We start from the raw sequence: 23,948 nt of genomic DNA on the forward strand, positions 1-23,948 counted from the left end.
ATGTTGAATCTTATCCCTGAAACTTTCGCAGCTCTATCGGTTCCCATCCCGGCAAAGGGAAAGGCAGACCAAGCAGCTCATAACAGTGCGGCCGCCCTACTCCAGACAGACATGATCGCTATGATTCACACTGTCGCTGACGGCAAGGTACATAGCCTTTTCGCACGCAGCATAGACTTCCCGCAGGACCCTGCCGAAAACGAAATTGGCACATCTCTCGCCTGGGCGTTACCTGGGCACCCAAAACACATTGGAGACGGTGTTTACATTTCTGACAACGGGCTTGCTGCAGTAAGAACCGTTGCAAACGATGTTGTCTCGTATTCCGGCGAAAAATCACTCGTTCGTGCTTGGGCCGAAGACCAAGGACTTCCAATCCACGAACTGCCGGAAGGTGGTGGCGGCCGATGGCTTCTCCCAAACTACGAGAGGGAACAGCGGGATGGTCGAACTTTCATCGCCGTAATTCTTTGCGCGCTCGCTTTTACCATGTTCTCAGTAACAAATTTTTCAAACGCAGTACGTAAATCTGATCAGACAGCCTCGCGCTCCGACCGGTTGCGCTCCATTTCTCGCACCTACGAAACGAGAATGCGTGGTGAGATTGAAAAGGTATCGTCGCAACCGGCCTTGACGGTAATAGGTCGACTTTACGACCTCGGCCGCGTTTTTAAATCGACAGGGAGCGCCATCACTCTTTTCAAAGTATCCGACGGAAATATTACCTGGTCAGCGGACATCCCCGATTGGGTGGATAATGCGACAATCGAATCTTTCGGAAATGAAGTTTCACGCACCCGATTATCCGAGACAAAACAGATAAGAATCACGGCATCGGAGTTAATCCGATGAGAAAACAACGCATCCTTATCGCCACAATTATTTGGTTTGGCACAGTCATCGCAGCTCTTTTCGCGAAGGACTACAACGCAGCAGCGTTGGATGACAGCGCTGTGGTCGAGACCGCAGAAAATCTCATGCCACGGCCTATTGCTATCCGCGTCAAACCGGCCCCGGCCGAACTCTATACCCGAATTGCTAAGACGGTATCGACAATCACCCGCAAGGTCCAGGTCACTCCAACCACTGCAGGGCTTCGCATCACAGCGGACGACGGCGCAGCATACGAGGAGTGGATGCTGGCCCTCACGTCCAGCATAGCACAAGCGCCAAACATGAGATGGGACATGGCTAACATGTGCGCCGGGGTGAAATGCCCGGGCCGGACATTAAGCGCAACCATCAACGCCGCACAAATTCAAACAGAGGTAACACGATGACCAATTCAGAAATCCGTAAGCACCCCGACGCCGGCTTTATCAATCTCACAACCGTTCTAGTCGTTATAGTTGTCGTCATTGGCATAGCTGCAGCCGCTACAGATGGTTTCTCCGGCAGCATGACAAAAGTCTCACGCCTTCTTAACCTTCTCAGCGGAACTGATGTTTATTCAAAGGCAGCATCGATCTCGCAAGGCATTGGAATGAAGCAGGCCGAGGGATACGATATCTCTCTGATCGACTTGACGACACAAGCGCCAGCATCCAGCACTCGTGTTGCGCTGTACGATCCCATCGATGGTGCAATTTCAAAACCAAACATGCAGGCCAAGCTATTTGTAGAGCGCCCTGCGAGCGTGGCAGAGGACGATTGGGGGAATTGGCTTCTCTTCGGGAATACGACGACAGGCGAAGGGACGATGCAAGTAGCTGACGTCGGAACAACCGCCGCAGAGTGGGTCATCATCGTCCCAGGCTTGCAACGGAGCTACTGCCAAGCGATCAACAAAGAACTTTTGCAGTTTGATGAGGATGACGCTCCGCCCCAGCACACTGCGATTTCGTCATCGTCCCTTTATTCCGCCTTAGCTGAAACCGACAAAGTTTCTAGTTTATCAGGTACCTTAACAGCGGTTACACCAGCCAACGTCCTTGATGGTAAAACGCGCGCGTGCCTAGCAACGACTGATAATGACTATTTCTTTTATTCCGTTGTGGCCGCCCGATGAGAGAGCGAACCCACCCAAACGCTGGTTTTATCCAGCTCAGCGCACTCTTGCCGCTTCTAGTAGTGTTTATTGGTGTTGCTGGGTTTCTAACTGCCGGCGCATTAGATAGCGGAGAAAAGAGCGGGCAGTTTAGTCGTAAAACACAGCTCCGGGCCGACGCGAACCTGATTGCGCAAGTCATAGCAGGATGCGCACTAGCGCATCCTGATGGTCAAGGTTCAGGCCCTCATCCAGCATATCCCAATAGACCGGCTTCCGGCTTGGTTACTGACTTGCTATGTCCAGGAACCGGTGACTCTATCTGGAGTGGCGGGGTTTTTTACCCCCCTCCTCCTCGAGGATATGGCGACTGGAGGTACTTCAACACCTTCGCCAGAGTCTTAATTGTAATATACGGGCCAGCAGCCGACCAGAACATCATTGATCAAATCGTCGAAACGGCGGGCGTGCGCGCACAACAACCCCAAGCTGGCACATTACATTTTGAGGTTTACAAGCCATAAAATGCCAACTTTGTTCCAGATTATCTTCATTCTTGCATGCGCAGGAATCGGATTGGCCGCAAGCAGAGTCTACGACAATAGCCAGGACCAGCTTTTGACCTCACGGTATACCGTGACATCCCTTCGCCTCAAGACTGCTGCGCGTATTGCGGCCAGTCAATCTGTCCACCCGTTCGGCGCTTCAAGACCCGATCTTTCAACAATTGATACAGCTGCTGTCGAGCGCGTTCAGGACGGCTGGAAAACGCCACTACGTCTCTGCACCAACACAGACGATGATGCGGCACCAATGATCATAACCGTAAGTGCAGGTGCAGACCGTGTTTTTACTACAGACTGCGATGATGCGGTTTCCGGGACCATCAACAGCGACGACCTATCAAGTCCGCTCTACTACGAGCAGGTGTTCACGCGCCAGGTCCTCACTGCTCCTGAAGGCTCAATGATTGCCGACTATCAATCGCCTTGTTCGGACGGTTTTGCGCTCCTGGAGAAAGGAAGCGCCAGCGATTTCGAATGCGTTTCCCTTTGCGACCTCTTCCAGCGTTTCAGCGAGAGGTACGGATTCCACGACACTGCGCCGGATTGGGCATCATGCAGACGAACTCCATGACCGAAAAAAATTCGGGAACGATGGTCATACCGTTTTTGGTGATGGCGGTCTTTGCCGTCGCCGCTTTAAGCGGCCCTATCTTCAGCAAAATGCAATCTGCCCTGTATAGCGCGGACCGCATTGTGAGGACCGCGGCGACTGTCGAACAAATCGATTTAACCGCGCTAACGATCGGCCGTGCGGCAACAATGAATTCGGCGGGTTACATTGTCCCGCCGACGCCGAACGGTACGGAGATCCCATCCGGGATCCGCACGCCACATACCGATAAGCACGACCAGCCCTATCTGTATTGTACTTTGGGGCCCGTTTATGATTCGCCCACCAACCCTATGCTAGCTGTTGTATCGGGTGGTCCTGACCTCACAGTAACTACAACATGCTCCAACGCCTTAAAAGGCGATCCGGACGGTGACGATTTGGTGCGGTCTGTTAGCCCATACGAGGCCGCTGTAGCGCCTGAACAAACAGACCCACGACTATCCACAATTAATTCGATGTACGGATCGCGCTGCGCCGATATTGGCGTCATCCAGAACCTTTCGACCGGTTCCCATTGCAACGTCTTTTCCGACCTCTGGACCACATTTAGAACTCAAAATGCTGGGTTATTCTGATGTTTTTTAAATTTGTATGGCCTGTGCTCGCAGCTCTTGTGTTCTTTCTAGGCCCCACACTTACGAACAGCACCGCTTCAAGACACGATGCTCTTCGGACTTCACGCATAATGGAGACACGATCGCGGCTAATAGAAACAGCGCAGATTCTTGCCGGACGGGGCTCATTCGATTTACCAACAAAAACCATTCGGTTCGAGAATCCGACACCCACCAATGGGCTCCCCATCGGTTTTCCTGGTCCGCGCATTGACCCTTGGGGCTCCGCATTTCGGTATTGTAAAGGATCGCAGCAGTCCGCGTTGGAGGTTGGCCTGGCGCTCGTTGCCGCTGGTCCAGACCGCCAGACAAGCACTGAGTGCACAGCCGCTCTGGCCGGCTCTAGCAATGGCGACGATATAGTAGCGTCACTTACCCATTCGTCCTTGCGAACATGGGCCGGCCGGGGGGCACTCCGGACTTCGTTCGTAAATCATGTCGAGGCTTTGACATGCACAGATCCGATGGTTGTCGCATTTCAAAGCGGCAATTGGGCTTGCGTCGATATTGACGATCTGATTTCGGATCAGGTCGATGGATACCCTGCGCCGTGCCCCATTCAAAATGGGACCGGCGAAAAAACGTGGATTGGGTCCTCAAAATCATACAGCGCTTGTCTCGTGACGGCGTGTAATAGTGGATATACCGAACAAAATAACACCTGCGTCCCAGCGACGATTTCTTGCGCGGTTGCAAACGGTACGGGTCAACAAACTTATCAAGGCGGTTCTTATGGCGCTTGCGTAGCAACCTCATGCTATCCGAACTACAGGCTTGAGAATGGTGTGTGCGTAAGAGATGGATTGGCGGTTGGATCATGCTATCGCATCACATGTACTTCATTGGCCGATAGGACGAACACAGTGACTGGGAATGCCAGAGCAGAAGGATTCGCCGTAGCACGAGCTCCGTCGAACCTAAGCACATGGCGGGTGGATGTTGGGCAAAACGCCAACGGCACTTTCTACGTCCAACGAACTTTCAATTGTATCGCTGACCAGCACGCGCCGGGACTCTCTCCGATCTATACAGCTGGGGAATGTTGGGGTTCTACAATTGGCGAAAACATTGCTGGGGCAGGAAGTGGCGCAACAACTTGGACGCAACTCTACTATCGTCCTCTAAAAAGCTGCGAGGTTCCAACTCCCTGCTAAATCACTAACAGTTCAACCACTAGGACCAACGATGCGCCAAATCCCAAGAACGGACCAAATCGTATCTCGCTCTTACTTGGTAGGGTGTTAGGCCCGTGGACAATTAATGCAAACACTAAGGCAATCACACCACCAAGAATAAACGTTGCGGCAGTCGCTCCCGCACCCAAACATGCACATATAGCGCCAAGCTTATTTACGTCTCCTCGGCCAAACAAATGTACGTTTGCGCGGTTCATTATCAACCACGAACAATGGCCAAGAGCAACGAGCGCAATGGCTTCAACCATATAATGTGAGGCCCATATTTCGCATGTGACTGCGCCTATAATGCCAGTCACGGTCATCGCAACCAATGTTACTGGCGGAATCAGCCCCGTCTTCCAATCGATCACTGCCGCAGTCCACGTAAACCACAAGAACGCGGCCCAGGACGTTATAGCGATTGCCGTGCTCAATTTTGATTCTCGCTCATAGGACTCCTGTGATACACGATAGTTAACTAAAATATATGTGACTCGCTGGAAAGACCGCGCAAACCATGAATTCACGTGTCCTTAATCCCCAGGGACGGATCAGTAATCTTGTCAGGTTTTCTGAATCGGACGCCAATTTGATTCGTAAATTTGCGACCGAAAACCACCCGAAAATGTACGAATATTATGACGCATCAGCGGTTGCATTTCTTGATGCAGTTACGTCAGGTGCCGAGATTGCTTTCGTCCCGACACCGTATAACATTTCGTATAAGGCGCTGACCATTTACCTAACTCCGGATATTCACGCGAAACTTGACGAATTCGCTTCAACTGAAGGCACTAAACTTGGTCGAGTTATCGCTACAGCGATTTTGTTCCTGGCGCGCGTGAAGAACAGCTGATTTTTCCATGCCTTCCCTCCCTTCAGTCTACGCCCTATTTTAGTATGGCGAAATACTTAATACCTAAGTATGGTTTAGCAATCTTGGCAGGACGGAAGCATGAAAAAATACATCGCATATATTGTCTGTGCTTCAGCAGTGTGGTGCTCTGGAGCGACCGCAGCGGAGCCCGTTGGTCGACCGTGTTGGGCAATTACCATATCAGCATCTCTACTCGACACTGCAATCGCGAGTGACCGACTTTACGCAGACACCGCATGCCAACAAGCCCTTGAGCTTAATGCGGATCTGCAGGAGACGAACTGGTATGCGCCTCAATCGCGGACAACCGGCAAAGTCACACCTTTATCGTCATATAGGGTCGGCGAACAGTATTGTCGCGTGTTTCGAGTTTCTGTCGGCCGCTTCAAGGAAGACGTTCTGAGCTCTGCATCAGAAACCGGCACAGCATGCCGTGACGACTTCGGCAAGTGGTGGGCGTGGCATGCCTCGATTCCCGAGCCGCTGAGAAAACAATAGTGAACGCTCTTATCAAAGTACCAGCGCGTTCAAGTGCTTATGATCGCTGTTTTGTGCATAGGTTGCGACCGATGGTAACATCTTGTGTTAGGGCTCGCTTATCGTCAGCCCTCTTCATCAACAACAAGGAGCGTTCAATCAAGGAGACATAAAAACACAAGGCCGCCCCAGAGGGACGGCCCGTGAAAACTCGATAAGATGTTGCAGTCACGATTTTTCACGATCCCATACAATCTGTCAAGCACAAATGCGCTGGTTCGCCACCCTTTTGTGCGTCCTTGTTTGACACGCCTTCATAATACTGGAGGTTCGTGAATGTCTGAACTTGACCATATTCGAAAGCACCGTCTGTCTTTCATGCAGAAGACAGCAAAACAGGAGCCAACATTAGATCAATGGGCTCGATGGGAATCTGAAGCAGCAATGCCTCCGCACCATCGCCAGGAACAGTTACCCGGTCTTACCGACAGCTCACTGCGGCGCGGTTTCCGAAAGAAACGGTCCCCGCGTATCAGGACGTCGGTCTATAGCTGTCAGCGCCGGCGCCCCGGCCGCATTAGTCGTTGGATAGAACGCGAGCTGAGGGAAACGGATGCGTTTGCTGTTTCGGTTCTGCCGTCGGCGGTGCTCGAGGAATCTCATTTGTCACCAGCAGACAGGCGTGTACTGCTAGCCTTGTTGATCCTGTCACGGGGCAGAGAAGCGTGGACAATGTATATTGCCCCAATAGCGAACATGGCTCGTGTGGCGCGTTCTACGGCCCATCTATCAGTCGCACGTCTGACAAGAGCAGGATACATCGGCCGACGCACAAACCCCGTCTCCGGCGCACGTAATGGACCTAATACATGGACTATTCTTGATGCTCGACTTCTCTTCGCCGCTGGGGATATAGGTCGTTCGTCTTCTCAGAGAGAGGCCCATAATCCGGCAATTTCTTTATTGGTAGATAGGGTCCAAAAGCATGAACCGGTGAATCACATCAATTTATCTCTTAAGAAGAACCCCTATACAGGGGTAAAAAAGGATCCACTCCACAGCGGATTTGGGGCCGTTATTAGCGCTAAGGGCGCTGCGGCCCCCCCTACTCCGAAAAAAATGACCTAGTTTCACCAATAGGTGGCTCGGCAATTACCGAGAAAGCGGAAAGGCCCCTGCCCTCCCTAGCAAAAACGGTCTTTGGTTTATGGCTGAGTCAACAGCGGGCAAGACCGTTACGATTGAATGGTGCGATTCCTGTAAATTGCAGGCTTTAACACGAGGCTAATTGACAACAATGTATTTCATTCACTGAGATCTGAATTTCGATGTTTATCGTCAGGAGCTCTTTGTCACGAGCAAAATCCGTTTGCTCGGCCCGTTTTTCATAACCGGCATTGATGGAACGCGGTATTGGGAACACCGATTCCCATAACTTCATAATTATTGGCGGTTAGCCCAACTTATAGATATCCGCTTATTAAAATAATCCGATTAATTGCGCTATCGGTATCGAATCCGCTTAATATCGGCTGCAATCAGAAATCCGCGATATATCCGATAATTATATAAATCCGGTATATATCCGATTTCTTAATAAATCCGCTTGCTCACCGCTTGATTACTGCTTATTGTATCCATACTGATTAATATCCGATTGGTTTTAGCTTATGCCTGTAATTGTCATCGCATCGCCCAAGGGCGGATCCGGTAAATCAACCGTTTCCGTGATTCTTGGCTCTACGCTCGCCAATCAAGGTATTCCGGTAACTATGCTCGATTGTGACCCAAATAAATCCCTCACAATCTGGTCCGGCAAGTCCACTATTCCAGACAATATCACAGTACTTTCGGGCATTTCTGAAACCGAAATTATTAAGTCCATCAAAGTAAATGACGCTGATGGCGCAATCGTTATTGTCGATCTTGAGGGTGTTGCCTCGCGCCTCATGAGTCGCGCAATTTCGCAGGCCGATTTGGTAATTACTCCTATGCGAGCAACGTCACTAGATGCAGAGATCGGAGCAACAGCGCTTAACCTCATAGCTGAGGAAGAGGAGGCGCTTGGCCGCGACATTCGTCATTCTGTCGTTTTTACTATGACGAAGGCCCTTCGATCACGACAGCATTCCGGAATTAATGAATCTCTCAAGGAGCAGGGGGTTGACGTGATTGAGCCCTCCTTGATGGAACGCGCTGCGTTCTCTGCAATTTTCGCTTTTGGTGGAAATCTTTATTCGATGGCTCCGCAAGGCAACATGCCTACAGCGATTGAAAATGCAGAGGGTTTTTCCGAGGCTGTCTTAGCTCGGCTGTCTGATGGTTAATCCGCTTTTAATCCGCTTATTTTTTAAAGCGGATTAAATAAATAATCTACATGGAGCAAGGTATGTCTGATTCCAGTTTCAAAATTCCTGTTTTAAAAAAGCGCGCGAAGCCGAGCGAGCAAAAGGTATCTGAATCTGTCGACCAAGTTGCGGAAGAACGAGGATTTGTCACAAGAGAACCGGTAGGTGGGAGGAGGGCCGGGCGACCTAAAAGCCCTCGAACAGAACAGATACATGCCCGCGTCTTGCCTGGATATGGCATCTATCTGGCCGACTGCGCAGCCCGCCAGGGCGTCACTCAAGGACATATCCTGGAGGCCGCACTTAAGCTTTACGCGGAAGCCAATGCAGATGATCTCGACCTCTATTTCAGCACCACGTAGTCCCGAAAACTCATTGGTCGGAAACTCGCGATTCTCAAACGGCAGAGAACCTGATCATCTACCCGTGATCGGTTCGGAACCAATATCAGGGAAGCAGCATCTGGTCGGAAACTAGCGATTCCCCGGTAAGATGCCACCATTACCGACCGCATTACTCAGAAACAGTACTAGATTGAACGAAAACAAGCCGCGATTCGTTGTAACAAGCGATTCGGCATCGCTACTTCCCGACCGGCTTGATTTTCCACAGCATGGGTCTCGCTACTTCCCGACCACCACGGCGCCAGTTACCGACCAAAGATCTGTTTATCCACAGAAAACAGACTTATTCATCGCCATTTCCCGACCTATTCCATAAGAATCTAAGTATTAAAAAACTAATAGTTTGGTCGGAAACTCGCGACTGGACTTAAGCACCTGTGAATGATCTGTTTTGCAACCAAGATTGACGTTATTGCAGCAAATATATGGAGGCTGCCGTGTCTGACATTCACGAACTAATTCTATTACACGGTCGCGACACCGCCCGACAAATGGTCGATCCAAAAGAACGGTATCTTGTCGATAGTGCTGCACGCGTGATGGAAGACGAAAAACAACGGCTGAATCTAATCTACAGTGGTTTTTCGCAAACTTCCCTACCGCTCCGAACTCCAAAAGACACTGTCTGGCGTCGAGAAGGAGGGGCCGTTACCCTTCTCATCGAGAGTGGCCTTGAAGAAGATGGAGTAACGCCAGTCGGCCTGCCGGCAGGACCGAAAGCTCGAATAATTCTCATCTATCTCCAAACCAAGGCCAAACAAACAAATAGTCGGCGGGTTGAGCTGGGCGGCTCTATGGCTCAGTGGCTTGGACGCATGGGTGTTCCGACTGGCGGCGCAGCATATAACGAGGTTCGCCGACAAGCGCGGCGAATCTCCGCATGTAAACTGACGTTCTTCCTACACGGGCAGAAGGACGGCCAAAAAACTCTCCATCGCCACAATGGCCGGTTTGTTCAGGATGAGATCCTGATGAGTGCTACAGACGAGCGCCAAATGCCTCTATGGACAGAAGAGGTCTATCTTGACGAGGCATTTTTCAAGAGTCTGATGGAACACCCGGTTCCGTTACAAGAAGCTGCTGTACGCGAGCTTGCATCAAAGCCAATGGCTCTCGATATTTATCTTTGGCTTGCCTGGCGTCTACACGTGTTGGAGAAACCCCTTAATCTAACGTGGCCCGCTCTCTACGGCCAGTTCGGAGGAGGGACCAGCAAATTAAAACATTTTAAACCTGAATTCGCTAAAAACCTTGCGATGGCAATGGCCGTTTACCCAGGGGCGCGAGTTGAACTTGGGCTTGAGGGAGCGAAATTGCAGCCAAGCTATTCACCGGTCGAGCCGCGCATCATACGAGCCGGATAAATACTGTTAATACCCACTTTCTTTGCCCCTCATGTCAGCGGGCTGCAGGAACCGATTCTATAAGCGAGCCAGAGCAATTCGTTCGTCGTCTGACAATTTGACAATTCACCGTTTTATGAATTACTTAATACTTAACTAATTAATTATCTAAAGGAGCCCAGGATGATATTGAGGTTAACAGTCCTCTTGATCCTGACCTCTAACGCCTCTCTTGCAAACGACAGAGTTACTGTCATCGATGGCGATACAATCAAATACGGAACAACACGGATCAGATTAAAAGAAATTGACGCGCCTGAACTCGGACAGGAATGCAAAAACAAAACTACTGGATTCACGTTTGATTGCGGTGAGAAATCAAAAAAAACACTCCTGCAGCTCATGCAATCAAGATCGATCCGCTGCAAGTACGACGCCCGAGATGACAAATACGGACGCAAACTAGGAACCTGCTTCGCCGGCGAACTCAACCTCAACGCTGCAATGATTTCCAAAGGCTGGGCAGTGACTCCGGACGGTTATCCATCACAGTACCGCCTTCTTGAATACGGTGCCAAAGAGGCGGGACGGGGGATCTGGGAGACGATTTTCATCCATCCAAGGGAGTGGAGGAAATTCAAGAAGTGAATATCACAGAGGCAGCGGTCGCAGATTTTACCGGATTGTTCGAAACACCGTTTGAACTCGGAATCCTTAAGGATGACCGAATGCTTATCCGGGCTGTCGACCGCGACAAGATATTAAATGCAACACAATGGCTAAAGTTCCAGAACGTCAAAGGGGCACACATATACATCCGTCCCCAGTTTCCGCACCAATACTGCCTACTGGACGATTTGGCGATCCGCGATTTACGCCGCGCGGCCGATCTCGGTATTCTCGCGGCTGTCGAAACGAGCCCAGGCAACTATCAGGCGTGGATAAAGCATCCCAGGCTCCTGGAGCCAGCTCTTTCAACTGCGGTCGCTCAGTTTCTCGCAGACTCTTTCCGTGCTGACCCATCGAGCGCAGATTTTCGACATTTCGGCCGATTGCCCGGTTTCACAAACCGAAAGCAAAAACACCGGCGCCCAGACGGCAATTATCCCTTTACCAAACTTCTCCGGCAACAGCAGCGTACCCCGTGGACCGGCTCACTAATCAAAGACTGCGAAGCCGCTCTACTGTCGCAGAAAGCAGCCAACGCCAGAAGGCGCACAAAAACCATAGATCACGTCTCCCAGGGTGCCGATCGGTGCCGGTCGATCAGCTTTTATCATCAACACCCACGCTTTTCCGGCGACTTGCATCGAGCAGACTTCGCTTATGCGATTAATGCTGCCTTATGGGGAGTGCCACAGGACCGCATCGCCGACGCTATTCATAGCGCCAGACCGCTGGATCATAAGGGCGCACCGGGCCGGCAAGCCGATTATGTCATGCGCACAGTATCGAAAGCGTTTGAGACCGCGGCCGGGGCTCGAACGGCATCGAGGTCCGAATGATCGAAAATCCACTGAGGATCCGCGAAACGTTTGCCGAGGGGCGCCGGAACATTTGGGTCATGGGCGGCTATGTGGAAGAGGGGGCGGAAATAGAGAACATCCCCGGCTTTCGCAGACGATTGATGCTGGCGGACCCTAAAAAAACCGCTTTGATCCAACGATGGGCCGCCAACGAGTACGGCACTGTATTATCGGAAATTATCGCATTTACCGGCGGAGGGACGGCCTTCATCCCTGAGATAGATAAGCAAGTTGCAATCCTAATGTACTTGAGGACCTGGGACGTCTGTTCGCGTTTCATGCCGGTCTATGACGGCATCAAGGAAACGGGTGTTTGGCCGCTACTCACCCCGCGCTGGTGGCGCCTCTGTGACATTCGCCTCAATGCCGGACAGCCGGCACCTCCCATCACACGAGATTTCATCGAACAATGCGCTTGAAGAAAACACCATTGGTAGCCGTCTTAGCCGGCGTCATCTTGCTCCCGCTGTCGTTTGTGACTAAGCCAACGAAACCGCTCCTGCATGTTCCATCGACCGGTTCCGTTTCGTTCGACATCTACTATGAATCAAGCCAGATACCGAGCGTCGGGTCTTACGTGCTCGCAAGAGTGCCGGACGACGCAGCTGAATTAGCAACACGACGCGAGTACTCCCCAGCGGATACCGACTGGATCAAACGTGTTGCGGCGACCGAAGGAGATTTTGTTTGTATTGAGCGGAAAATTGTTACCGTCAACCACACTGTTGTCGCGCGGATCCACGCATTGGACAGTTCAGGGCGGGCGCTACCGCAAATACGTTTCTGCCGACCCCTCGAAGACGATGAATTTTTCCTCCTGGGTGACGCGGATCAATCATTTGATTCACGGTATTTCGGGCCAGTCAGACGACACAATGTTGTCACGACTCTTCGCCCGATCCTCAAAGCGATCGGTTTATAATCACGTTGGATATATCACACGTCTGTTTTTGGTTTTGTGATGTTCTTAACGCCGAATATCCCGCCCGACACCGCAAGGGCGGCGAGGGTAGGAATGGGGAAGCCAGCAGCGGTGAAGACCGCCGTTGCTCCGAGGGCCAGCCCGAAACACAGAGATCCGGCAACCGTTGTAAAACCAAGATCCTTGGCGCGCTCCATGTAACTCTGATCGAAGAATTTCCAGCTTTTCTCGATCTTGTCCGCCGCCACCTCAGCGTCCGCTATCTCTCCTGTTTCTGCGACTTTCGCGGTCGCCTCCCTGGCGTCCTCAAACCGCTGTATCAAGATCACAAGATGATCTTTCAGCAGACCTTCGGCCGGACCGTTTGATCGACGCTCCATAAGCCCTCTCAATACAATCCGCATAGATTCCAGAGAGTCATCGGACAAGCGCGTTATACTATCGGCCTGATCCATGATTTGGGAGACTACGACGCTGCGAACAACTGTTTCTGTGTGTGAATGAACACCTGTACCAGCATCATGATTAAGAGATCCTCGTCTATGGTCCTCAGCAAAAAGTTCGTCAACGAGTCTAAAAAACCGGTGCATCACAAAATACAAATCTTTAAGCCGATCGCCGATCAACTCATTTCTTGGAATATTCTTATTGCGGGGATTTTTTTTGATATTTGAAAAATCAATTGCCATACGCAAATCTAGAAAAGGAGGAAAATCCTCAAGCGCTGTTTTGCTTTTATTTTCAAGAACTAGAGAATATTTTTCAGCGCGTAATTTGTTTCTATTTTCTACTAGTGTTATTTTTCGACTCCAATCCCGCCGGAGATCGGCCTGCAGTTCCTTTCGGGTATTTGGAGAGAGTTTTCTGAACCGAGTTAACGTTAGTTGTAAATCGTCCGGACGAAATCGACAAAAGATGCTTAATTCCACGCATATGCCCAAGAGCGCGGAACACCGCCGATCTTCGAACGGATTGCCTTCAAAAGAGGTACGGTAAAAAAAGTCTCGTATGACAGACGTATAATCGTCGGCGTCAGTCGGTTTTTCCTTAGAACGTGGCATGGTTTTTGACGAATCGTCCGCCATCACTACTCCCCCGATCATCACAGACGAGAAAGATATCCAAAATCCACTAAAAGGGGAAAGCCTTCCCCCTGGTCGGAGCCGAAGTCTCCTCCACACCCCCTTCTGCGGGGACACCCCGCAACGCCCCAATGAGTGAGCGCGCACCGCGCGCATAATCCCATAACGGACAGACCGGCCGCCGCTACGCTCTAGCCGGCCAGACTCCTTTCGATCTGATTATCCGCCCAACATCCCGGTCCGTTCCCGTCAATCGGCAAGCGTCGCGCACGCGCTCCATCCTCCAGCTCCCCCGTGTCCTCGGCTACGCCTGCGGGCCGCGCCAGGTCGCCTCCAGACCATTGACCGGCGCGGCCCGGGCCATGGGTCGGGCTGCGCCCCAACCCACTCTGTTCAGCCGAAAACTGTGTTTTCTACTGATCAGATCGGTTGAGACACGCCCACAGGGGCGGAAGAGGGGAGGCAACATCCCCGCCGCTCGTCATAGACGAAACCGGGAGTACAGAGCATGACCACCACTGAAATGACCACCTACGCCAAACTGCTGCCGCCGAAAGACAACCAGCGTAAGAGCTTCGATAAAACTGCACTGGAACAGCTTGCGGCTTCCATCGCATCGGTCGGCGTCACACAGAGCCTCACCGTGACGAAAGAGCGCGGTAAGTTCCGCATCATCGCCGGACACCGCCGATATCTCGCTATTGGCATCCTGATCGAGCAGGGTAAGGCAAAGGACAGTTTCCCGATTCCTGTCACAATCCGCACGGAGAAAGGCACGGCGCTTGAAGAAATAGCGCTCGCTGAGAACGCCCTACGAGAAAACCTGTCCGCCATTGACGAATGCGAAGCGTTCGCCCGGCTGCATGATGGCGGCATGGACTTGGCCCAGATCGCGGAGAAGTTCGGCACGAGTGAAATGACCGTCCGGCGCCGGCTCGCACTCGGAAGCCTCTCCGAAAAGGCACGGGACATGGTGAGGGCAGGGGAGATGTGTCTGAGCGAAGCCAAGCATTTGGCGTCAGTCACGGTCGAGGAACAGGCGGCTTACTTCAAGTTTCTGGAAGACAACAACCGGGGCAATGGCGAGTACGCGGCCCGGCAATACTTTTTCAACAAGCCGACCGCCGATATGGCGATCTTTGATCTCGCAGATTACACGGGCGGCTACCTTCAGGATCTCTTCAGCGACAACGCAGACCGGCATTTCGATGACGTTGACCAATTCACCGCGCTTCAAAATGCAGCTTATGACGAGAAGAAAGCGGCTTTCGAGGCTGACGGGCTGATCGTCCTGGAGCCGGGGCACGATTGGTACATGGTGACGGATAAGTACCGGGCGGCGGAAGAGGGCGAGAAGGGCACGACCGTCATCATGAAAAACCAGAATGGCCGGGTAACGATCCTCGACGGCATGGTTAAGGCGAAAAAGGTCAGCGGTTCGGGCGGTACTGGTGAACCGAAGCCGCGATATACAGCGGCACAGCTTCAACACGCCGCCGAGTTACGGACCATCGCCGTTCAGCAGAAACTCATCTCCAATCGGCGGAAGGTGCTGGAAGTCTCTGTGCTCCAATACATGACCGGGTTTCAGAACCAAGTCTCGCTTGCGCCGTCGCCCCGTCTCCAAGATCACTACGGCAGCGATATGCTGAGCAGCATCGAGGAGATCGCCGCTGCGTTCCTGATGAAGTTCCGCGATGCCGGTTTGTCTGCCTTGCGCTGTTCTTGGTATTCGGAAGAGGGCGAGATTGCAGAGCCTATTCCGGCGCTGTTCAAACTCTCAGGCGACAGGTTGCTAATTCTCGCGGTTATCAGGTCATTGACGGATGTGGAACTGGAAGGGCTGCACTCGCTGCTAGTGACTGTGATGTTCCATCAGTCGGGTGACGGGATCAAGACCGATGTAGACGAGCACAACCTTGTCGCTATGGAATTAGAAGCTGATGTGCGAGACGGCTACCTGCCCGATGAGACATTCCTGAAACGCTATAAGTCCGACCAATTGAAGGAAATCGCCGCCGAGTGTGGTGCTGCGCTCAGCATCGAGTCAGTCGCAAAGTCCAAGAAGGGCGATCTGGTTGCGCTTCTTACGGGGTGGTTCAAGGCGGTGCCGACAGACACACCAGCCGAACGGGCCGACATGGCAAAGAAATGGATGGACCCGATCATGGCTTTCCCCGCCATCGATCCGGACGCGAAGCCTGACGTAGAGGCAAGCAACGATGAAGAAGAAATCGCTTCTTATGCCGACGCCGCTGAATGATTACTCCCTGTAACTCTGGGCGCCCCAAGGGGCGCCCTTTTTTTATTTGAAGTTCGCAAGTAAAAAACTTAAACCTTATGTATTAAGAATAGTAAAACCATCAAATATTGTTTGACGAAGTGCGTTTATTGACTTATATTATTTGTGATATTTGATTGACGCTGGTTTTTACTTTAGGCGTCTCCAGAAACAATTCGCAGAGGTTAAAATGACCGTGCATGGAAAGTACCAAGACCTGATTGATGAAACGCGCCGTATTCTGCCGCTTTTGAGTGAAGAGGACGGGGTGCCCGACTCTTTCGCCAACGAATTGACCGATGCGCTTCACACTGCGTTGAGCGCAGACGATAACCAAGTAAACACGTATACTATTACTTGGATTTGGCGGAGTGGAGACGAATACTCGATTTCTCCGGTCACTTTGTCGCGGTCTGAGGCTGGGCAGATCAGGGATTGGCTCGCATACAATTGCGGAACTGTAGGAATAACCTCTTCCGCTGTTTTCCCGGTGTGTCTCTCTCAGAGCGTTGTGGATTTTAAAGAGCTGTGTCGAATGTGGGAAACGTTCGAGGTGGCTGGCGATGCTAGAGGAGGGGATCAAACTTTAGGCAAGCTCATCGAAACCGACACATATCTTGTTTGCGAACCGGCTTAATCTCTCACACCACGGCTGGCCGGCTATTGAGTTTTATTCGATTAGTCGTCTAGAAAGTCCGGAGTCCTTACAGTTCAAAGTCAGTCGCCATGCATCATGCAGATCCGCAGCTTCTTAAAAAACTGCTGCCATTTCTGAACATACTCGAAACTGGCGGCTACTATCTCGAAACTGGCACGGATATGAACCGCTTTTCCGCCCGCCTAATGGGGCGCGAGCGGCATGTCTATCCAGGCTTTCGGCGCGTTTATGAGCCGGAAAATCCGGGTATCTATGGGGCCATCTTTAATCATCGAGACGAACTCGCTTGTTGCATGGCATGGCGATGTTTTGAGACACCAGACCTCATTCGTGAGATCGAATCGTTTCTGCCGCGATATGCAGATCATGACGACACCATGCCCAGGTGGACGACTGACCTTGCCGGTCTGCTCCAACTCAGTGGAACAGTTGGCTACAGGGGCGGCCTAAACAGCATGGACCAAGGAAATTTCATTTCTTGGTTCATGACATCAATAGCCATGGTCTGGCTTGACCATGCAGGGGTCGATTTTCAGGCTGGAGAAGCCCGAGACGAAATGATCTCAAACGGTCGTTTCAGAACAATGTCCGGATACGGTAATGCCAATCCTCTCGGCACTGTCTTTATCCGAAAGCATGGTCACGAAGAGGCTTTAAACCTCGTTTGGTCGACGGCCAAACAGATCAAGGAACAAATTGATTCCAGACTGAGTATCCTTGCGGATTGTTACCCACAGAATTTCGAAACCGCCGTCGCGACGCTGCAAGCGCTGAAGTAGGCGAAAGTAGACGCGCTGCAACGGTTTCTCTCCGTCTCGAATCAGTCCGTTTCGGTAAATCCCGTGATAGAGCGGGATGCCCGCTTCGCGGGCCATCTCTAGGTCTTTGTGGATTTCATCCGCAAAGACCTCATCCCCGGCGTAAGAAACCGGGTACCCGCTCACGTCCTCGCCGTTAAAAATGTCCGATGCATTGTCCCACTTCAACCAGGTCGCGTCTTTTGCTTTTACTGGTGCTGTCGCCATGTGTAGGCGTGCGTTCGGCGCCAGATACCTAAGCACATCGAAATTCAGATCCTCGGCGAATAACCCGCCATGATCCCGACGCAACCCCTCGCAATATCTGTCAACTTGACTGAGTTCGCTTGCAAGTAACGGAATGACCCGGTCCGCCAGCATTACGCGCATCGAGTGTTGACGGCCGCGACTCTCTTCGCATCTTACAACTGCGCCGGCGAATTCACTGGACCCTACGTCTCCTGACGGCTTTCGCGCATCGCCCAAAGCAATTTCAAGCGCTCTTACTACTCGCGCCGTTGGATTGAACGCACCAGGCCCTATAACAAGTTCTCCGCCGGGCTTAACAGTAGCAAACACTGATCTATCTACGCCCGCCTTCTTCGAAAAGCTTGTAGGCGTGAAACCGCATTTCCAAGCAGTTTCAAGAAGGTTCTTTAGGTACGATTCGATGGAATTCATTTTTTTTCTTTGAACGTCATAGCAATATATGTACCGTTGTGGATATAAGCTCATTTTAGAGGATAAAAGCGCCTCTATAGGTATCTATACCTTGATATTCCAGAATGGGAAACAGTAATGCTAAGCCTATGTTCCGTGAGTAATGGTAAACCCAATTGTGTTTTTATGATTTCATGGAGATGGCCTGACGGCGATAGATACACTGCTTACGCTAATATTGATCAGGTGAGTTGCAATGTATTGGTCATTTCTTTGAAATCCATTCAAAAAGATTTGGGAATAAACTCAATCTCTGCTGTTAAAACCGGTGCGAATGACGCGGCGCATAGCGAAGACACTCTGTTACGCGAATGGGACAGTTTTCTCGTTTACCAAACCATCGAGAACAACGAAGTGTCCCTCGCGGATGTCTTCCTTCAAACAAGACGCTCAAGCAGAGAGAACGAGCCCCTGATTGACGATCTCTTATCTTCGGTTTCAGCCTGATCCATCAAGCGCCTTTTGCGCCGTCCGGCGCTAAAAAGACTCTGCCCGGAATCTGATCACTAATGCGCCGCCATCCTCAATTTGTGAGTGCGGTGTTCCGAATATTCACGGTTGTCCCGAATCATTCTTTATCATGATAAGGCTTTACTTTGACTTAATACTTAACTATTAAGTATCTCCAATTGGAGGCCTTGCCCGTGAACACCTTTTTACCGCTACACCTCGCGATCGACGCCCCAACCGGCTCCTCAGTGAGAAAAATCCCCTGCCGCAAGCGTCATTCCTCGCGACACATTTTTCACCGTCCCCGGTGCTCCTCTTCGTTGCGCCCCTTCGGGTTTACCGTCTCTCCGCTCTGTGTCACCGCGGCGTTGTTCTCAACGGGCAAAGCCCACCAACATACGGAGATTTGAAATGACCACTATCGGTTACGTCACGAAAAGCCAGGACATCTACAAGGGCAAGATCAAGACCATCACCATCGATACCGAAATCACGATTATCGACAACCTGGCTCAAGCATCCGGCGCAGCTCCCGACTTCATCGTTCTCAGCGGGAACTTTCCCATCGGCACCGGTCGAGCCAAAACCGCCAGTAAGACCCAACGCGACTACATCACGCTCTACTTCGACTCCCCAGACCTGCCGGCGCATTTCTTCGTCAACATGATCCAGGACGAACAGCAGGACGACCCGGACGCCTACGTCCTGATCTGGGATCAGAAGCGCCAGGAACCCAAAACCTGAAATCTCGGAGCAGCCCGGCCTCACGGCCGGGCTGCTTCTGCACAACTCAAAGGCTTATGGAAAGCTATATGCGAAATGCCCTCAAAAGCACGCTTTGGATCCTCTCCGGGATACTTTGTTACGCCTACTATGGCTTCCCGGAAATGCGCGCCGGAGCCCTATTCGAGCAGGATCCAATGTTGCTCTGCACTATTGCTCTATGGGGCATTTGTTGTGTTCTCATCAACGCACTTTTCCGAGCGCTTGCACGGAAACAATCGATGGAAAGCTCCCACCTCAATCTTGACCCGCTTCGGACCAAAATCGTGGGGACCATCAAATGCACATGCGGAACTGTCTCGCAGATCGCGGCAGATCACGCTGAAAACACCCAGTGCCCCAAGTGCCGAGAATTCTTTGCAATCTCCCTCAACCCTGTTTTGACGCCCGTCGGGAAAGAGCATCCGGCCGGAGCTGTCGCATATGCGAGAGAAACTGATTGGGAGCGCCAGGCTATCGTTGCGGATTTCGAACACGACCCTGGTGTGTCGCATTAGCCAAAAATTTAAACGAGGTAAACATGAGCCAATTCGCAAAAAATATCGCTGAACTGCTATTCAACTTCAAAGCGATTTGTATAGTTTCGGCACCAATAGTAGCTTACGTTTGTTGGAGAGATTTAAAGACTTCTCTTAGAGCTAATACAGAGTCAAAAGACCATACCCAATTACTACGCTTGGAAGTTGGCGCGGAAATACTCGGCTGGATGATCTTCCTCAGCCTTCTGTTCACCACATACTATTTCGCCCAAACAACAGCTTCTCATTTCAAACTCTCTTCAAAAGCTAAACTACTCTTCACTATAGGTGGCGTTCTAGCCGTCATAGGTGGTGCGTGGGTTTTGGTGTTGTTCTGATGCCAATGAACAGAGGATTTGGTCACCGGGCGATCCCCTGCAGGGCCAGGCTCTACTCCGCCGCCTTCGGCAGCTCCACGGAGCCACGCAAGCGCGTCTCCGCCCATCCGGGTCACGATCCCTATCGCAAATGCCGCACAGCGGCATTAAACAGCATCCTGCAGGATAATTATTCGCCCGGTCGCCGCTCCCCTGCCGGCGATCGGGAGGCGGGAAGGGGACGCCGCCCCCTCCCCACAAAGGCTGAACTCGGTCTCCTCGCGTCGTGCCGGGTATCCCCAGGTTTCGGGCAGCGCCCTGCAACCCGCCGCTGCGCGGCGCCCTACGGGTGGGTGATTCCCCTCCCGGCACGCCGGCCTTTCACCCCACTCCCGCTCCTCGCCGGAGAGGCAGGGTTGCATGACGAGATGCAACCGCTGCCGACACGGAAGGGGGGCCAGATGTCCAAGAGACCAAAATACAAGACCCACATCGACTACGACCGGATGCTTTCCGATTTGCACCATGCTCGCGACGAGCTGACGGAAGACGGGCACTCGCGCGGGGCTAACGCTATGCGCCGCGCGATCAAACAGACCAACGGAGCACGCCGCGACTATCTGAAACGGAGCAGTGACCATGCAGTTTAAGAGCATCGAGCGGCAGATACTGGAAGCGATCCTGTCTACCGCGCTGAATGATCGTCGTTCAGTAAAAATCGTCCTGCAGTCGGGTGCAGACATCGACGTGCCGTCGATGGATGAGGCGCTCGGGGAACTGAGCGAATTCATCCCATGTTCCATGGAGATTGTGATCGATGGCGAAGAGGTTGTGCAGTTCAACCCGACCAATGAATGGGACGCGATCACAGATTACAGCCTCTCGCTCGAAAAGATGCTGAAGCCAATTATTGCTGCATGCAGTGCTTCCGAAACCGCACATCATAGGGGCTGGGGATAATATGAAGGCCCCACATGCACGACTGACATTTGTAGACCATGAGGCGAGCAATGGCGCTGGTGGCTTCGTCAACGTGGCTGAAATAGGTCCGTTCGAAAGTCGCTCTGCTGTGGCCGAATACGTTCGGGCGTTCGATGCAGTCAAGCAGCCCTGTAATATGGATGATCCGTATTGGTGGGTTCTGGATATTATTGACGAGAATGGCGACCAAACCGACGAGTGCGGCGCAATTCCTCACCAAATAGCTGCGCGCCTCGCTCCTAAGTGGGCAGATTTCGTTCGCATTGAAAGGCCGGATCCGGAAGGTCGGGCAATTAGATCCGCATATCCATACGTAACCTTGGCGCCGGTTCCGTTGTCAGATCTTGGCCTGGAATGTGCGGCGCAACTTTCAAAATCGCAAAACCAAACTGGCAGCGTCCGATAACTCAAACGTTGGAGACCAATCATGATGAATTCAAAAGCACTTTGCGTTGGCGTCCTGGCCCTTAGCCTCGCCGCCTGCCAGACGACGGACCTCGGCCCCAAACAGACTGCCGGGGGCCTCTTTGGTGCCATCGGCGGTGCCGTGGCCGGATCGCAGATCGGCGGAGGGAAGGGGACCGTTGCCGCCGTCGCGATTGGAACGCTCCTCGGCGCGTTCTTGGGCAGCGAAATCGGACAATCTCTCGACAACGCGGACAAAGCAGCGCTCGCCCTCGCTACTCAGAATTCTCTTGAGACAAACCAGCTTGGTAAACCGACCGTCTGGAAAAACCCGGACAGTGGCAACCACGGCACCGTGACCCCGACCAGCACCTACAAGACTGTGCGCGGAGAATACTGCCGTGAATTCACCCAGACTATTTTCATCGGCGGGAAAAGTGAAGAAGGCGTCGGCAAGGCATGCCGACAGCCGGACGGAACCTGGAAAATCAAAAGCTGATCCAAACAATGAGCGGTCAGCCTCGGGCTGGCCGCTCATTTAACGAATTCATGGGGGCTTAAATGTCAAAAAACAAAGAACTAACAGTGGCAGACGCCAATCTCATGGCCTCAGACTGGGTCAATCCAAGGGGCACTAAAACCAAATTATCGTATTGGGAATTGTGGGCCTTGAAACTTCTGAAGATGGCAATCCTTCATGTCCAGCATATTCACGGACGTTGTGCTCGTGCCGATGTGAAGGACTGGATTCAGCCGAGGAGTGATCAAGAGTTTCATTTCTTAGATGAAGCGCTTGGCACGAATTATGGGAACGCTCCTGCTGGAGAAGTGATCAGGGAAACTGCTAATACCTTCAATCGTAAAGGCTTTCCGGAACTACACGCTATCGCGTTAACGGCACTTACATACCTTGATTGAGCGCGGATCAGCCAGCCGTTCGCAAAGCTCATATACCGTGACGTCACGATATGATTATGCATATTAACGTGACGTCACGTTAATATGATTGATTTCCATATTCATGAATCTGCCATGCCCAATAAACCAGATCATCATTTCGTCTCTGCCGTGAATGTCTCGTCGCCGAGTGAAGCAGACACAACGTTCTACTACGCTGTTCTTCACAAGCGCCGGGAGGTCGTGCGGAGGCGGGTAGATGAAATGTCCGATCCGAGGGCCGTTGATCTCGTCCGCTCACTCGGATACGACGGAATCATCGTCCTCGAGGACTTGCCTCCTCCGGCCGACGCTGGCGATCACATCATTGATATACGCATTGATTTCTATACCAGTGAACCACAGCCAGGACGTGAGCCTGCCCGAACCTGCACTGCGCGGGTCTATTCCCGTCCGGTCGGCCGTCCGCTCAGTGATCACGAGCAACTTCGAAAAGAACTCGAAAAAGATGGGGTCGACCCTCACACTCTATCCTCAATCGAACGCTCCCGTGCATTAATCCGCATACGCGCCAGACGGGCGCGAGCTGGAACGGCAACGGTTAAGGTCAACAAGGCGATATACGATAAAGCCGTTGACACTCTCAACGCGAAGCGCGTGCGTGCGATCATCGAGCGGTCGTTGACCAAAGCCATCGATGAATCAAGTAGCTGAAGCTTTCATGTTCTCGATCACGCCAGCGTACACCAGATAATCCGTTATCTTTTTCCCCGCCCTGGGGCGGTGCGGTGTCTTCCGAATGCCTCGGGATCCGCGAGGCCCGCCGATTACATTGAATGTCAGGCTTCCGCCTTTCTCTAGCAGATCAGCAAATGCGGGAGAGGGGTAGGGCGATCCCCGTTGGGGCCGGGCTCTACTCCGCCGCCTTCGGCAGCTCCACGGAGCCTCGCTGCGCGTGTCTCCGCCCATTCGGGTAACGATCCCTATCGCAAGAACCATTCTCCCGCTTTCGCTCTCGGCGTGAAGAGAGCGCTGCTCTCTCCCCACAAAGGCTAAACTCGGTCCCCTCGCGTCCTGCCGGGTATCCCCAGGTTTCGGGCTGCGCCCTGCCAACCCGCCGCTGCGCGGCGCCCTGCGGGTGGGTGATTCCCCTCCCGGCACTCCGGCCTTTCACCCCTCTCTCGCTCCTCGCCGGAGATGCAGG

Annotated in this window: 24 protein-coding genes; 23 read left to right on the plus strand and 1 reads right to left on the minus strand. The window is 52.3% G+C overall.

The features are described 5' to 3' along the window. The 13 genes from ABJ076_RS22175 to ABJ076_RS22235 all read left to right on the plus strand — a co-directional run bounded on the left by ABJ076_RS22175 (position 1) and on the right by ABJ076_RS22235 (position 12,855). Positions 1–852, plus strand: a complete 852-nt coding sequence (locus ABJ076_RS22175; protein ID WP_348188484.1) for a hypothetical protein — start codon at positions 1–3, stop codon at positions 850–852. Continuing rightward, positions 849–1,280, plus strand: a complete 432-nt coding sequence (locus tag ABJ076_RS22180) for a hypothetical protein (RefSeq protein WP_348188486.1) — start codon at positions 849–851, stop codon at positions 1,278–1,280. The genes ABJ076_RS22175 and ABJ076_RS22180 overlap by 4 nt, the downstream gene beginning before the upstream one ends. Then, positions 1,277–2,008, plus strand: coding sequence for a hypothetical protein (locus tag ABJ076_RS22185; RefSeq protein WP_348188488.1), 732 nt, complete (start codon positions 1,277–1,279; stop codon positions 2,006–2,008). Before ABJ076_RS22180 ends, ABJ076_RS22185 begins: the two co-directional genes overlap by 4 nt. A 420-nt stretch (positions 2,009–2,428) precedes the next feature. Beyond that, positions 2,429–3,124: a hypothetical protein gene (locus ABJ076_RS22190; RefSeq protein WP_348188490.1), complete on the plus strand. Its 696-nt coding sequence runs from the start codon at positions 2,429–2,431 to the stop codon at positions 3,122–3,124. Next, on the plus strand, positions 3,106–3,741 hold the full coding sequence (locus ABJ076_RS22195) for a hypothetical protein (protein ID WP_348188492.1): 636 nt from the start codon (positions 3,106–3,108) through the stop codon (positions 3,739–3,741). The genes ABJ076_RS22190 and ABJ076_RS22195 overlap by 19 nt, the downstream gene beginning before the upstream one ends. Before the next feature lie 1,734 nt (positions 3,742–5,475). Further along, positions 5,476–5,814, plus strand: coding sequence for a hypothetical protein (locus ABJ076_RS22200; protein WP_348188494.1), 339 nt, complete (start codon positions 5,476–5,478; stop codon positions 5,812–5,814). 2,168 nt (positions 5,815–7,982) lie between these two features. Next, positions 7,983–8,639, plus strand: coding sequence for a ParA family protein (locus tag ABJ076_RS22205; RefSeq protein ID WP_348188496.1), 657 nt, complete (start codon positions 7,983–7,985; stop codon positions 8,637–8,639). Positions 8,640–8,701: 62 nt separating this feature from the next. Beyond that, the gene (locus ABJ076_RS22210; RefSeq protein WP_348188498.1) at positions 8,702–9,022 is read left to right on the plus strand and encodes a hypothetical protein; all 321 of its coding nucleotides are present in this window, start codon (positions 8,702–8,704) and stop codon (positions 9,020–9,022) included. Between the two features lie 479 nt (positions 9,023–9,501). Next, positions 9,502–10,428, plus strand: a complete 927-nt coding sequence (locus ABJ076_RS22215) for a replication protein RepA (protein ID WP_348188500.1) — start codon at positions 9,502–9,504, stop codon at positions 10,426–10,428. Positions 10,429–10,590: 162 nt separating this feature from the next. After that, positions 10,591–11,055 (plus strand): thermonuclease family protein, encoded by a 465-nt coding sequence (locus ABJ076_RS22220; RefSeq protein ID WP_348188501.1) that lies wholly within the window; start codon positions 10,591–10,593, stop codon positions 11,053–11,055. Further along, positions 11,052–11,912, plus strand: a complete 861-nt coding sequence (locus tag ABJ076_RS22225; RefSeq protein WP_348188502.1) for a DNA-primase RepB domain-containing protein — start codon at positions 11,052–11,054, stop codon at positions 11,910–11,912. Before ABJ076_RS22220 ends, ABJ076_RS22225 begins: the two co-directional genes overlap by 4 nt. Then, positions 11,909–12,352 (plus strand): DUF2840 domain-containing protein, encoded by a 444-nt coding sequence (locus ABJ076_RS22230; RefSeq protein WP_348188503.1) that lies wholly within the window; start codon positions 11,909–11,911, stop codon positions 12,350–12,352. The genes ABJ076_RS22225 and ABJ076_RS22230 overlap by 4 nt, the downstream gene beginning before the upstream one ends. Next, positions 12,343–12,855 (plus strand): S26 family signal peptidase, encoded by a 513-nt coding sequence (locus ABJ076_RS22235; protein ID WP_348188505.1) that lies wholly within the window; start codon positions 12,343–12,345, stop codon positions 12,853–12,855. The genes ABJ076_RS22230 and ABJ076_RS22235 overlap by 10 nt, the downstream gene beginning before the upstream one ends. A 14-nt stretch (positions 12,856–12,869) precedes the next feature. Here ABJ076_RS22235 and ABJ076_RS22240 read toward each other — a convergent pair whose 3' ends face one another. Next, positions 12,870–13,940 (minus strand): hypothetical protein, encoded by a 1,071-nt coding sequence (locus tag ABJ076_RS22240; RefSeq protein WP_348188507.1) that lies wholly within the window; start codon positions 13,938–13,940, stop codon positions 12,870–12,872. A 505-nt stretch (positions 13,941–14,445) separates the two neighbouring features. Between ABJ076_RS22240 and ABJ076_RS22245 the strand changes: the two genes are divergently transcribed. The 10 genes from ABJ076_RS22245 (at position 14,446) to ABJ076_RS22290 (ending at position 23,458) form a co-directional block, all read left to right on the plus strand. After that, entirely contained in the window at positions 14,446–16,200 is a 1,755-nt protein-coding gene (locus tag ABJ076_RS22245) for a ParB/RepB/Spo0J family partition protein (protein WP_348188509.1), read from the plus strand. Between the two features lie 208 nt (positions 16,201–16,408). Then, on the plus strand, positions 16,409–16,855 hold the full coding sequence (locus ABJ076_RS22250) for a hypothetical protein (RefSeq protein WP_348188511.1): 447 nt from the start codon (positions 16,409–16,411) through the stop codon (positions 16,853–16,855). 89 nt (positions 16,856–16,944) lie between these two features. Continuing rightward, positions 16,945–17,655: a hypothetical protein gene (locus ABJ076_RS22255; RefSeq protein ID WP_348188513.1), complete on the plus strand. Its 711-nt coding sequence runs from the start codon at positions 16,945–16,947 to the stop codon at positions 17,653–17,655. Between the two features lie 1,599 nt (positions 17,656–19,254). Beyond that, positions 19,255–19,587, plus strand: a complete 333-nt coding sequence (locus tag ABJ076_RS22260) for a DUF736 family protein (protein WP_348188515.1) — start codon at positions 19,255–19,257, stop codon at positions 19,585–19,587. A gap of 559 nt (positions 19,588–20,146) precedes the next feature. Next, complete coding sequence (locus tag ABJ076_RS22265; RefSeq protein ID WP_348188517.1) at positions 20,147–20,482, plus strand: hypothetical protein; 336 nt, start codon at positions 20,147–20,149, stop codon at positions 20,480–20,482. Between the two features lie 440 nt (positions 20,483–20,922). After that, positions 20,923–21,111: a hypothetical protein gene (locus tag ABJ076_RS22270; protein ID WP_348188519.1), complete on the plus strand. Its 189-nt coding sequence runs from the start codon at positions 20,923–20,925 to the stop codon at positions 21,109–21,111. Next, positions 21,101–21,421: a hypothetical protein gene (locus ABJ076_RS22275; RefSeq protein ID WP_348188521.1), complete on the plus strand. Its 321-nt coding sequence runs from the start codon at positions 21,101–21,103 to the stop codon at positions 21,419–21,421. Before ABJ076_RS22270 ends, ABJ076_RS22275 begins: the two co-directional genes overlap by 11 nt. 448 nt (positions 21,422–21,869) lie before the next feature. Beyond that, entirely contained in the window at positions 21,870–22,346 is a 477-nt protein-coding gene (locus tag ABJ076_RS22280; protein WP_348188523.1) for an RT0821/Lpp0805 family surface protein, read from the plus strand. 62 nt (positions 22,347–22,408) lie between these two features. Beyond that, positions 22,409–22,765, plus strand: coding sequence for a hypothetical protein (locus tag ABJ076_RS22285; RefSeq protein ID WP_348188525.1), 357 nt, complete (start codon positions 22,409–22,411; stop codon positions 22,763–22,765). An 84-nt stretch (positions 22,766–22,849) separates the two neighbouring features. After that, positions 22,850–23,458, plus strand: coding sequence for a hypothetical protein (locus ABJ076_RS22290; RefSeq protein ID WP_348292192.1), 609 nt, complete (start codon positions 22,850–22,852; stop codon positions 23,456–23,458). Positions 23,459–23,948: the final 490 nt, after the last annotated feature.

Source organism: Nisaea sp. (assembly GCF_039990255.1).
Lineage (GTDB): Bacteria > Pseudomonadota > Alphaproteobacteria > Thalassobaculales > Thalassobaculaceae > Nisaea.